Genomic DNA, 12,096 nt, shown 5'->3' with positions numbered 1-12,096 from the left:
AAAGGTGCCCGCTGATGACCACCACCGCTTTCACCACCACCGCCCAGATCCCGGCCAGCTCCGCGGAATGGCTGCAGCTCAAGGCCGCAGCCACCGCCTTGCAGGCACTTCAGGTCCAGGACGGCTCCGTTCCGGAGACCGCCGACCATAAGGCGGCTGACGGGTACGTCCGGACCATCACGGCGGCCATCCAGGCCCTGGCACCGTCCTTCCCGCACGACGCCGACTACCTCTCCCTCCTCGTCGCTGACTTCGGCCGCTGGGCCGACGGCGGGTTCGGCGTGCCCGACTTCCTGGACTCCCTGCAGGCGTTCCAGCCGCAGCGGCACCGGGTGAACGGCTTGCAGCACCTCGTGGTCTTCCCGATGTACACCCAGAACGGCAGCAGCAACCGCCTGGTCGAAGCCGTGCTGATCGAGGTCATCTGGCCCGAGTTCATCGCCGGCCTGGAGGAGGGCGAATACTCCAACAAGCTCTTCGTCCCCATCCGCTTCCTGGACTTCACCCCCGGCTACGACACCAACTCCGCTGTGCTGTTCCCGGAAACCGTCGCCGTGCGCGAAACGCCCACGTTCACGTGGGGCGCTATCTTCGCCGACCGTGAGGCAGCCCGCTTCCGCCGTGTGCTCCGGGCCGCCGCGGACATCACCTCGCTGCAGCTTCCCGAGGACGCTGCCGGCCTGCTCGAGGACCAGGAGCTGACCGAGGAAACCTTCGTGATGTGGGACCTCATCCATGACCGCACCCACATGCGCGGCGACCTGCCCTTTGACCCGTTCATGATCAAGCAGCGCATGCCGTTCTTCCTTTACTCATTGGAGGAACTCCGCTGCGACCTGACCGCCTTCCGCGAGTCCGTCAAGATCGAAAAGGATGAGGACGCCGATCCGGAGGCACGCCGCCACGCGAAGCTGGTCCAGTACGCCGTGATCTTCGACCGGATCTTCCGCTTCGCCATCACCGGCAGCCGCGTCCGCAACTACGACGGCCTCGGCGGCCAGTTGCTCTTCGCCTGGATGCACCAGCACCACGTCCTGCACTGGACCGACAGCAAGCTCAGCATCGACTGGGACGAGGCGGCCGACGTCGTGGTGGAACTCGGCGCAAAGATCGAGGAGCTGTACTGGCGCTCGATCGACCGCCCCAAGATGGCCCACTGGCTCGCCGCCTACGAGCTGATCTCCGGGACCGTCACGCCCAACCCGGCCTCCGTCTGGGCCAAGGGCCCGGACGCGCTGCCCCTGGCCGGCCCGCCGCGCGGGCTCACCGACCAGGTGCTCGACGACGAGTTCCCCCTCTCCATGTTCTACGAGGCGCTCGAAAAGAAGATGCGCCCCGTCATCGAATCCACGGCAGGCATCACGGGCACGACCGATACGGGCGCGGCGGGCACCGCCACAAACGCCGCAATGAACGCCGGATGAGCGCCGGACGCGCACTGAACGTGGTGGTCACGGGCGGCAGCGGCCCTTCGGGGATCGCCGCCGCCCGCGCCCTGCGCAACGCCGGGCACACCGTTTTCACCGTGGGTTCGGACAGGCCCCGGATTGAGGCGGCCGCCGCGGAAGCCGGCAGCGGCGTCACACCGCTTGTGTGCGACCTCGCCGACCTCGCGGAGGTCCGGTCGCTGCACGCGAGCGTGCATGCCATGCTGGCCGGAACGGGAGGGACCGTCGACGGCGTCATCCACCTGGTGGGCGGCTGGCGCGGCGCCAAGGGCATCACGGACCAGAGCGACGCGGACTGGGAGTTCCTGGAACGCGGCGCCATCACCACGCTGCGGAACGTCACGCGGGTCTTCTTCGACGACCTCGCAGCCTCCGACGCCGGGCGCTTCGCCATGGTTTCCTCCACCGCCGTGAGCAAGCCGACGGCGGGCGGCGCCAGCTACGTGGCCGCCAAGGCCGCCGCCGAGGCCTGGACCCTGGCCGTCGCCGACGGTTTCCACCGCGGGCAGTCGGGACACAAGCAGGATCCCGTCGAACAGCACAGCGCCGCGGTGACCTTCGTGGTGAAGGCCCTCGTGGACCCGGCCATGCGGGCCAAGTCCCCGGAACGGACCTTCCCCGGCTTCACCGACGTCGAGGACCTGGCCGCTGCCGCCGTCGGGCTCTTCTCCTCCCCCGCGGCGGACTTGAACGGCCAGCGGCTGCTGCTGGGTCCCGAACCCAAAGCCTGAACCCGGCAACGGACTTAGCCACTGAGCCCATGCACCGCACTTAGCCGTTGGGCCCGGACCTCCTTAGACTGAAAGCGTGAGCAAATCGATGACAAGCACAGTTGAAACTGCCCCTGCCCGCACCGCAGCGCGGCTCCATGATCCTGCCGTCCGCGGCTTTGCCTCGGACAACTACTCGGGCGTCCACCCCGAGGTGCTGGCCGCACTGGCCGCCGCCAACGAGGGCCACCAGGTTTCCTATGGCGAGGACGACTACACCGCCCGGCTGCAGCAGCTGATGGAGGAGCATTTCGGCGAAGGCATCGAATGCTTCCCGGTCTTCAACGGCACCGGCGCCAACGTGCTCTCGCTGCAATCCCTGCTGCCGCGGTGGGGGGCCGTGGTCTGCGCCTCGACCGCCCACATCAACATGGACGAGAACGGCGCCCCGGAGCGGATCGGCGGCATCAAGCTGCTGCAGGTCCCCACGGCAAACGGCAAGCTCACCCCCGAGCTGATCGACAAGGAAGCCTGGGGCTGGGGCGACGAGCACCGCGCCCAGCCGCTGGCCGTGTCCATCACCCAGACCACCGAGCTCGGCACCTGCTACACGCCGGACGAGGTCCGGGCCATAGCGGAGCATGTCCATGCCAAGGGCATGAAGCTGCACATGGACGGCGCCCGCCTGGCCAACGCCGCCGCCCACCTGAGCGTGCCGCTGCGGGCCTTCACCCGCGACGCCGGCGTGGATATCCTCTCCTTCGGCGGCACCAAGAACGGCCTGCTCTTCGGCGAGGTCGTGGTCGCCCTGAACCCGGCAGCAGCCCAGGGGCTGATCTACCTGCGCAAAATGAACATGCAGCTGGCTTCCAAGATGCGCTTTATGTCCGCCCAGTTCATCGCCCTGCTCGAGGGTGACCTCTGGCTGCGCTCCGCCGCACACGCCAACGCCATGGCGGCGCGGCTGCGGGCCGGCGTCGAGTCCATCCCGGGTGTGGAACTGAGCCAGAAGACCGAGTCCAACGGCGTCTTCGCCGTCCTGCCGGCCGGTGTAGCCGACCGGCTGCGGAAGTCCTTCCGCTTCTACGACTGGAACGAGGCGGCCCGCGAGGTCCGCTGGATGTGTTCCTTCGACACCACCGAGGAAGACGTTGATTCCTTCATCGCTGCGATCAAGCGCGAACTCGCTGCCGGCTGAGCACTGCACGGCTTCCCCTGCCCGGCGGCGAGCCTGCCGGGCCGGGGACCGTCCCTTGCATACTCTTCCACTGTGAACGCAATTGACCAGGTTCCGGCAGATTTTCTTTTTGCCTTGGGGACCCTGCGGCAGGCACGAACCAGGAGCGAGCTGCGCCTGGAGGAGATTCCGGCGCCCGCGCGGTTGGCACCGTTCGCCGTCGCGCTCGGGGCGGAGGTTGTCGCCCCCGGCGGACCTGCCCTCTCCGGCGCCGCCCACGGCCCGGCCGCCGCGGCCCTGGCCCGTGCGTCCGGAAGCGACGACGTCGAACTGGCCACCGGGCGTTTCATCCTGCTCCACGACCCCGACGGATCCGAGGTGTGGGAAGGCGAATTCCGGATCGTCACGTACATTCGCGCCCAGCTGGAACCGGAAATGGGCAACGACGCCATGCTCGGCTCCGTCGCCTGGACCTGGCTCGTCGAAGCCTTGCAGAACCACGCCGCGCCGTACCGCTCGGCCGGCGGCACCGCCACGCGGGTGCTGTCCGAAAGTTTCGGAACCCTGTCGGAGCGGCCCGACTCGATCGACATTGAACTCCGGGCATCCTGGACGCCCGCCACGCCGGACATCACCTCCCACCTCGAGGCGTGGTCGGATATGGTCTGCACCTTCGCAGGCCTTCCGCCGCTGCCTGAAGGCGTCATCCCGCTGCCGCGCTGGCGCCGCGGCCTGGCCTGAGCCGGGCCCCGCGAACGCAGACAATCGGCCCGGTTTTGGCGAATGCGCGGCCCGCAACACTGTGTTGTCGCTAAACTAAAGTCATCATGACCCCTCATATTCCGGAAATCACCACCGCGGGCGCGGCCGCCAACACAGCACCAACCAACGCCGAGGCCACGGACGCCACAGCCCACATCGCGGTGGACGGCTTCGACAGCCTGGTCCCCGAGGTCATCGACCTCGACGCCCCCCGTGACGGCGTGCCGCTCGTCATTGAAACCCAGTCCGGCCTGGAACGGTGCGCCGCAGCCCTCGCCGCAGGCCACGGCCCCGCGGGGGTGGACGCCGAACGCGCCTCCGGATTCCGGTACGGCCAGCGCGCCTTCCTGGTCCAGATCCGGCGCGAAGGCTCCGGCACCTGGCTCATCGATCCGGAACCCTTCGGGAACCTGGACATCATCAACGACGCCCTGCGTGGTGTGGAATGGATTCTGCACGCGGCCAGCCAGGACCTGCCCTGCCTGTCCGAACTCGGCATGTGGCCGGACAAACTCTTTGACACCGAACTCGCCGCCCGCCTCGCCGGGCTTCCCCGCGTGGGCCTCGCCGCCGTCATCGAACAACTCCTGGGCTTCGGCCTCGCGAAGGAACACTCCGCCGCCGACTGGTCCACCCGGCCGCTGCCGGAGCCGTGGCTGCGGTACGCCGCGCTCGACGTCGAGGTCCTCACCGAACTGCGCGAGGAACTCATCGAACTTCTGGTCGCCGACGGCAAGCTGGACTACGCCGAACAGGAATTCGCTGCCATCCTCGAAGCCGGCCAGGCGCCTCCTCGCGTCGACCCGTGGCGCAAAACCTCGGGACTGCACCAGATCCGTGACCGGCGCCAGCTGGCTGCGGTCCGCGAGCTGTGGATGGAGCGCGACTCACTGGCCCAGAAGCGCGACGTCGCTCCCGGCCGGCTCCTCCCCGATTCCGCCCTCGTCGCCGCGGCCAAGGCCATGCCCACCACCGTGCCCCAATTGCTGGGCACCAAAGGCTTCCACGGCCGCGCGGCCCAGCGCGAGGCGCCGAGGTGGCTGCGCTGCATCAGCACAGCCCGGGCCTTGGAGGAACTCCCGCCCCTGCACCTGCCCACGAACGCTCCCCCGCCTCCGCGCGTATGGGCCGACCGGGACCCGGAGGCCGCCGCGAGGCTCGCCACCGCCCGGCCCCTGCTGCAGGCCAAGGCCGAGGAGCTGAACATGCCGGTGGAGAACCTGCTGACGCCGGATTACCTCCGCCGTGTCGCCTGGCGTCCGCCGGCCGAGACCAGCGAGGAAGGGATCGCTGAGGAACTGGCCAACCTCGGGGCCCGCCAGTGGCAGATCGAACTGGTCGCCCCGCTGATCGCCGAGGCCTTCGCGAACCCGCAGCCCCTGCCGGCCAAAGAAGCCAAGGCCGCGCCCGCCGGAACGGCCCCGGACACTGCGACCTAAGCCGCCCTGCTCCAACCCCAGGAAGACTCCCCCGCCGGCACGCATCTCTCTGCCGGCATAAGGCTCCAGACGGCGCGGCGCCGGACTCCTTGCCAGCTATGTTACTGACGAGTAACATGGTGTCTGATGTCGCCCGGATCCGTGCTGCCCTTGGCTCCCAGAGCCCTGGGCCCGGAACCGGCACCCATGTCTCGATGAGGAGTACCACGTGAGCGAACGCCCGAGCAGCGGAAGCAACAGCAGCGCAACCCCCAGCAGCGCAAGCGCCAGCATCGGAAGAGCCAGGACCGTGCGCGAGGTCGTCTTCGTCGACGGCGTCCGGACCCCGTTCGGCCGCGCCGGCGAGAAAGGCATTTACGCCGGAACGCGCGCCGACGACCTCGTGGTCAAGTGCATCCGGGAACTGATGCGGCGCAACCCGTCCCTGCCCGCCGATCGGATCGACGAAGTGGCCATCGCGGCGACGACGCAGACCGGCGACCAGGGCCTGACCATCGGCCGCACCGCCGCCCTGTTGGCCGGGCTGCCACGCACCGTGCCGGGCTTCGCGATCGACCGGATGTGCGCCGGCGCCATGACCGCCGTGACGACGACGGCGAGTGGCATCGGCTTCGGCGCCTACGACGTTGTGATCGCCGGCGGCGTGGAACACATGGGCAACCACCCCATGGGTGCCGGCGCCGACCCCAACCCCCGCTTTATGTCCGAACGGATCGTGGACCCGGCCGCCCTGAACATGGGCAACACCGCCGAAAACCTGCACGACCGCTTCCCCGCCATCACCAAGGACCGCGCTGACGCCTACGCCGTTGCTTCCCAGGACAAGCTGGCGGCCGCCTACGCCAAGGACCAGATCCAGCCGGACCTGGTGCCCGTCGCCACAATGAAGCCGGGCCAGGGCTGGACCGTCAACACCGTGGATGAACCGCCGCGCCCGGGCACCTCGGTGGAGGACCTCGCCGCGCTGCGCACCCCGTTCCGCGCGCACGGCCGGGTCACGGCCGGCAACGCCGCCGGCCTCAACGACGGCGCCACGGCCGCCCTGCTGGCTTCCGCCGACGCCGCCGAGGAACTTGGCCTGCCGGTCAAGATGCGCCTGGTCAGCTACGCCTTCGCCGGCGTCGAACCGGAAGTCATGGGTATCGGCCCTGTCCCGGCCACCGAAAAGGCCCTCAAGAACGCCGGGCTCGGCATCGAAGACATCGGCCTGTTCGAAATCAACGAGGCTTTCGCCGTCCAGGTCCTCAGCTTCCTGGACCACTTCGGCATCGCCGACGACGACCCTCGGGTCAACCGCTACGGCGGGGCGATCGCCGTCGGGCATCCACTCGCCTCTTCCGGGGTCCGGCTGATGAACCAGCTGGCCCGCCAGTTCGAGGAGGACCCCACGGTCCGCTTCGGCATGACCACCATGTGCATTGGCCTGGGCATGGGTGCCACCGTCATCTGGGAGAACCCGAACCACGCCGACTACGGCACCGAATACACCACCAACAAGACTGGAGCCGCAGCATGAGCGCCGCCGATTTCCACAAGCTTGCCGAGCTGTTTCCGAACGAGACGGTGACGCACTCCTACGTCCAGGACATCCAGTTGCCCGCCGTCAACGGCACGAGCCCCGGCACCTTCGCCTTGGTCACGCTGGACAACGGCCTGGACCACTCCAAGCCCACTACCCTGGGCCCGAACACCTTGATGGAGCTCGGCACCGTCCTGGAAGGCCTGAAGGAGCGTGCAGCGCGCGGCGAGATCGCGGGCGTTGGCGTGACCGGCAAGCCGTACTTCCTGGTCGCCGGTGCAGACCTGTCCACCGTCAAGTCGGTCAGCGGCCGTGAACAGGGCCTTTGGATGGCCCAGCTCGGCCACGACGTCTACTCCACCCTGGCAAACCTGGGCGTCCCCAGCTTCGCCTTCATCAATGGCCTCGCCCTGGGCGGCGGGCTGGAAATCGCGCTGCAGTCCACGTATCGCACGGTGTCCACCGCTGCCGGGGCGCTGGCCCTGCCCGAGTCCTTCATCGGCCTGATCCCGGGCTGGGGCGGCGTGTACATCCTGCCCCGCCTCATCGGCCCGGAAAACGCCCTCAAGGTCATGATCGAGAACCCGCTGAGCAACAACCGCACCCTCACCGGGCCGCAGGCGTTCAAGCTGGGCGTGGCGGACGCCATGTTCGAGCCGGCGGACTTCGTCGAACAGTCCGTCGCGTGGGCCGCGCAGGTCATCGCCGGCGCCGTGACGCCTGAGCGCGCCAACGCCGTCGACCCCGCCGATCCCGGGGTCGCCGCCCGCTGGGCCGGCGCCATCGCTGCGGGCCGGACGTTCGTGGCGGCCAAGACCTCCAACGCCTCCCCTGCACCGGCCAAGGTCCTCGAGGTGATGGAAGCCAACCGCACGCTGACACAGGCCCAGTCCGCGGAGCTGGAATGCGAGACTCTCGCGGACCTCATGCAGACCGACGAGTTCCGCTCCACTGTCTACGCCTTCCTGGACCTCGTGCAGCGCCGGTCCAAGCGGCCCGCCGGCGCCCCGGACCGCAAGCTCGCGCGCCCGGTGACCCGGATCGGCGTCGTGGGGGCCGGCCTCATGGCCAGCCAGCTGGCCCTGCTCTTCGCCCGCCAGCTCAAGGTGCCTGTGGTGATGACGGACATCGACCAGGCCCGCGTGGACAAGGGTGTGGGTTACGTGCACGCTGAAGTGGACAAGCTGCTGCAGAAGGGCCGGATCAGCCCCGATGCCGCCAACCGGACCCGGGCGCTGGTCACCGGGTCGGTGTCGAAGGAGGCCTTCGCCGATGCCGACTTCGTCATCGAGGCGGTCTTCGAGGAGCTCAATGTCAAGAAGCAGGTGTTCAAGGAAGTCGAGGCGATCGTTTCGCCGGAGTGCATCCTCGCCACCAATACCTCCTCGCTGTCCGTCACCGCGATGGCCGAGGACCTGGAGCACCCGGAGCGGCTGGTCGGCTTCCACTTCTTCAACCCCGTGGCCGTGATGCCGCTGCTGGAAATCGTCCGCGCCCCCAAGACCGACGACGCCGTGCTGGCCACCGCGTTCGAACTCGCCAAAGGGCTCAAGAAGTCCGCCGTGCTGGTCAAGGACGCCCCGGCGTTCGTGGTGAACCGCCTCCTGCTGCGCCTCATGGGCGAAGTGACGGCCGCCTTCGACGAGGGCACCCCGGCCGACGTGGCGGACAACGCGCTGCGCCCGATGGGCCTGCCCATGACGCCGTTTGTGCTCGGCGCCATGGTGGGACTCCCCGTCGCACAGCACGTCCAGGAATCGCTCCACACCGCGTTCGGGGACCGGTTCCCGGTCTCGCAGAACCTGCAGAAGCTCATCGACAACGGGGTGAAATCCATCTGGGATCCGGCCTCGGTGACGGCCGGCAAACCCGTGATCCCTGCCGAAACCCTGGCGCTGATGTCCTTCGGCGATTCGCCCTCCACCGCCGAGGAGGTGCTGCGCCGCACGCAGGACGCCCTGGCGGAGGAAATCGGCCTGATGCTGGACGAAGGCGTGGTGGCCGGCCCGGAGGACATCGACCTCTGCATGATCCTTGGCGCGGGCTGGCCGATGTTCCTCGGCGGCATCACGCCGTACCTTGACCGGGTGGGAGCCTCCCAGCGGGTCACGGGCAGGAAGTTCCTGGCGCCCGGTGTGGCGTCCGAGCCGGCCGGTTAGCAGCCGAACATTGAAGCGCCGCCGTCCCCGCCGCCAGGCAGGGACGGCGGCGTTTTCGTCTATCGGGCCCGTCCTCTTCAGCGCCTGGCACGGCGATGACCCCCGGCCGCGGTCAGCACTCGCAGATCATCAGCACATTGCCGTCGGGGTCTTTGACGTTGAACCACCGGCCGTCCCGGATTTCGGTGACCTCGGAGCCGGTGCCCAGCAGGTGGATGTGGGCGGCCTGGATGTCCGCAGTGTTGAGATGGAACGCGGGAACTTTGAAGACAGCGTCGGCGGAGAAGATCTTGCTGTCTAGGACCAGGCCCGCCCCGTTCATCGGCAGTACATAAAGATGTCCGAAGAGAATTTCGCCGTCCGCCGGGACACCGAGCAGGCCGCAGTACCAGTCCCGGGCACTGGCGATATCGCTGACCGGGACGAAAACGGTTCCAATTTCGGGCGCTATGGGGTTCATTGGCGGCTCCTCCTGATCATCTGCCTGCACGTTACGGGAAAACTCCCAGCAATATACCTTCGCCGCCGATCTTCGGTTAGTCACAGGCGCCCATCAGATCTCCCGGCGTGTCAGATCTCCCGCAGGCTCCCGCCGTCGAGGGCCAGGACGCGGTGGGCGGTGGCGCGCGCGTAGGCGAGGTCGTGGGTGACCAGGACGATTCCGGCACCCCGCGCCGCCGCGGCGGCAACGGCATGCTGCAGCCGTTCGATGCCGTACCGGTCCAGTCCCACGGTCGGCTCATCCAGGGCGAGGACTGCAGGCGTCCGGGCCAGGACCGTGGCCAGGGCGAGCAGCCGCTGCTTCGATGACGGCAGTTCGGCCGGGTGCGTCTGGGCTGCATCTGCGAGCCCGACGGCGGCCAGCGCCTCGAGCGCCCTCCCGGCCGCGGTTTCCCCGCCGGCGAGCCGACGCAATCCGAAGCCGACCTCCCGCAGCACCGTCCGTTCGAAAAGCTGGTCCCGGGGCTGTTGGAACAGCAGCCCGACCGTGCAAGCGACGCGTCCCGTCGGGATGCCGGCGATGCTTTTTCCCGCAAGGAGCACCTCGCCGGTCTGCGGCTGCAGCAGTCCGTTGAGGTGGCGCAGCAGGGTGGACTTACCGGCGCCGTTGGGTCCGGTGACTGCGACGATCTCCCCCGGCCGCACGGTCAGGTTTAGGTTGTGCAGCACAGGTGCCGGCCGCGCCGTCCCGGCAGAGCGCTTGGTGGTTCTTGTGGTGGTTCCGTAGCCAAAGCCGACTCCCCGCAATTCCAGGACCGGGGCGGCGGGGGCTGCCGGGGCGGGCCGCGTTCCCGGCGACGCGGCACCCCTGCCTTCGGCCACAATCCCGGCGTCGCTGAAAGCGGCGCCCTCCTCCACCTCGGCCGGCGGGCCTTCAGCCGTCACCGTGCCGCCGTCCAGCACGATCCAGTGCCCGGCGCTGCGGGCCAGGGCGTCAGCCCTCTGGCTCAGGAGCACAACGGCGGTGCCGGCGTCGAGCAGCCCGTCCACCAGGTTCCGCAGCTGAGCGGCCCCTGCCGCGTCGAGGGAGGCCAGCGGTTCGTCGAGCACCAGCACCCCGGGCTCCGCGATGACCGCGCAGGCCACCGCCAGGCGGCGCAGCTCGCCCCCGGAGAGCTGCGCCGGGTTCCGCCCCATCAGACCGGACAAGCCCGTCCGTTCGGCAGTCCGGGCCGCCTGCCGAATCATTTCGACGCGGGGCACACCACGGTTTTCCAGTCCAAAGGCCAGCTCTTCCGCCACCGTGGAGCGCACGGAGGACAACATGGCACCGGCGTCCTGGGGCACGTAGCCCGCCCGGCCGGACCATGCGGCAGGGTTGATCCGGGGATCATTACTATTGCCGTGGAACTCCACGCGGTCCGCGCCGAGCGCCAGGCTGCCGCGCAGAACCCCGGAGTGGCCGGCCCGCAGCCAGCCTGCGAGCAGCTTGCCGAACGTGGTCTTGCCGCTGCCCGAGCCGCCCAGTACGGCGGTCAGGGTTCCGGGCAGGGCGGAGAGCTGCACATTCCGCAGCGTCTGGCCCGCGTCGCCGTGGAAGCTGAAGCTCGCGATCCGCGCGGCGGCCGCGGGCAGGGCGGCGGTGGCGGGCTGCCGGCTGGGGGCATGGCTGCCGTCGTTCACGGGGCCACCGGCCACGCCGTGATCAACCGGAGCGCAACGGCCGCTGCGGTCAACAGGACAGCCGCCGCACGGAAGACCCGTTGCCCTGGCGAATCCTGCAGCTGCCGGTAGCTGGTGCGAGGGCCGGGCGTACCGAAGCTGCGCGCCTCAAGGGCTTGCGCCCGGACGCCTGCATCTTCGACCAGGCCCAGCACCAGCGGCACGGCCTGCAGCCGGACGGCGGCAAGCCGGGACAGCAGCCCGCGCCCGACCACCAGTCCGCGGGCCTCCTGCGCCGCCCTGATGGCGGCGAGCCGGCCGGTCATGGCCGGCAGGAGCGTCAGCGCGGAAGCCAGGACGAAGCCCACCTGCGGCGGCAAACCCCGCGCGGCCAGCGCAGCGACCAGGTCAGGGGCGCTGACGGTGAAGGAGAAGAGCAGCAGCACCAGCACGCAGGCGCCTGTCCGGGTGCCCGCCTCCAGGGCGAAGGACAATCCTTCCGCCGTGACCCGGGCCGGCCCCCAGGCAGCCAGGACAGTGCGGCCCTCCGGGAAGAAGAGCCCGTGCAGCATCAGCAGCGACAAGCCCAAAGGCACCAGGACCGCAACTGCCGCAGCGAGCACACGGCGGCCGACGCCGGCACCGACGGCCAGCAGTGCTGCCGCGAGGGCGACCGCGACGGACAGCGGCCAGAGGCCTGCCGCCGTCGTGATCACTGCGGTGCAGCCAGCCGCCGTCAGCGACGTCAGCGGGTGAAGGGTGGAGGGCATTGTTGCTTC

At 69.3% G+C, this 12,096-nt stretch carries 10 protein-coding genes; 7 read left to right on the top strand and 3 right to left on the bottom strand.

All coding sequences use genetic code 11. The features are described from left to right. Positions 1-14: 14 nt before the first annotated feature. The 7 genes from ASE96_RS13790 (at position 15) to ASE96_RS13760 (ending at position 9,214) form a co-directional block, all read left to right on the top strand. Positions 15-1,424 carry a DUF6421 family protein gene (locus ASE96_RS13790; protein ID WP_056431474.1) on the top strand — a complete coding sequence of 470 codons (1,410 nt, stop codon included), beginning with the start codon at positions 15-17 and terminating at the stop codon, positions 1,422-1,424. Beyond that, complete coding sequence (locus ASE96_RS13785) at positions 1,421-2,179, top strand: SDR family oxidoreductase (protein WP_056431471.1); 759 nt, start codon at positions 1,421-1,423, stop codon at positions 2,177-2,179. Before ASE96_RS13790 ends, ASE96_RS13785 begins: the two co-directional genes overlap by 4 nt. An 88-nt stretch (positions 2,180-2,267) precedes the next feature. Further along, positions 2,268-3,356 (top strand): threonine aldolase family protein, encoded by a 1,089-nt coding sequence (locus tag ASE96_RS13780; RefSeq protein WP_056431468.1) that lies wholly within the window; start codon positions 2,268-2,270, stop codon positions 3,354-3,356. Between the two features lie 72 nt (positions 3,357-3,428). Further along, positions 3,429-4,076, top strand: a complete 648-nt coding sequence (locus ASE96_RS13775; protein ID WP_056431465.1) for a DUF3000 domain-containing protein — start codon at positions 3,429-3,431, stop codon at positions 4,074-4,076. 86 nt (positions 4,077-4,162) lie between these two features. After that, the gene (locus tag ASE96_RS13770; RefSeq protein ID WP_056431463.1) at positions 4,163-5,536 is read left to right on the top strand and encodes an HRDC domain-containing protein; all 1,374 of its coding nucleotides are present in this window, start codon (positions 4,163-4,165) and stop codon (positions 5,534-5,536) included. Positions 5,537-5,807: 271 nt separating this feature from the next. Further along, positions 5,808-7,052, top strand: a complete 1,245-nt coding sequence (locus ASE96_RS13765; RefSeq protein WP_056432193.1) for a thiolase family protein — start codon at positions 5,808-5,810, stop codon at positions 7,050-7,052. Then, positions 7,049-9,214, top strand: coding sequence for a 3-hydroxyacyl-CoA dehydrogenase NAD-binding domain-containing protein (locus ASE96_RS13760; RefSeq protein WP_056431460.1), 2,166 nt, complete (start codon positions 7,049-7,051; stop codon positions 9,212-9,214). Before ASE96_RS13765 ends, ASE96_RS13760 begins: the two co-directional genes overlap by 4 nt. Before the next feature lie 112 nt (positions 9,215-9,326). Here the strand turns inward: ASE96_RS13760 and ASE96_RS13755 are convergent, their stop codons facing one another. The 3 genes from ASE96_RS13755 to ASE96_RS13745 all read right to left on the bottom strand — a co-directional run bounded on the left by ASE96_RS13755 (position 9,327) and on the right by ASE96_RS13745 (position 12,087). After that, positions 9,327-9,674 carry a VOC family protein gene (locus ASE96_RS13755; protein WP_056431457.1) on the bottom strand — a complete coding sequence of 116 codons (348 nt, stop codon included), beginning with the start codon at positions 9,672-9,674 and terminating at the stop codon, positions 9,327-9,329. Between the two features lie 110 nt (positions 9,675-9,784). After that, a complete protein-coding gene (locus tag ASE96_RS13750; protein WP_235500257.1) occupies positions 9,785-11,338 on the bottom strand; it encodes an ABC transporter ATP-binding protein in 1,554 nt (517 codons plus the stop codon). Further along, entirely contained in the window at positions 11,335-12,087 is a 753-nt protein-coding gene (locus ASE96_RS13745; RefSeq protein WP_056431454.1) for an energy-coupling factor transporter transmembrane component T, read from the bottom strand. Before ASE96_RS13745 ends, ASE96_RS13750 begins: the two co-directional genes overlap by 4 nt. Positions 12,088-12,096: the final 9 nt, after the last annotated feature.

This window comes from Arthrobacter sp. Leaf69, from assembly GCF_001422645.1.
Taxonomy (GTDB): domain Bacteria; phylum Actinomycetota; class Actinomycetes; order Actinomycetales; family Micrococcaceae; genus Arthrobacter.
The sequence above is the reverse complement of the archived record's forward strand: the minus strand, read 5'-3'. Positions and strand labels throughout refer to the sequence as shown.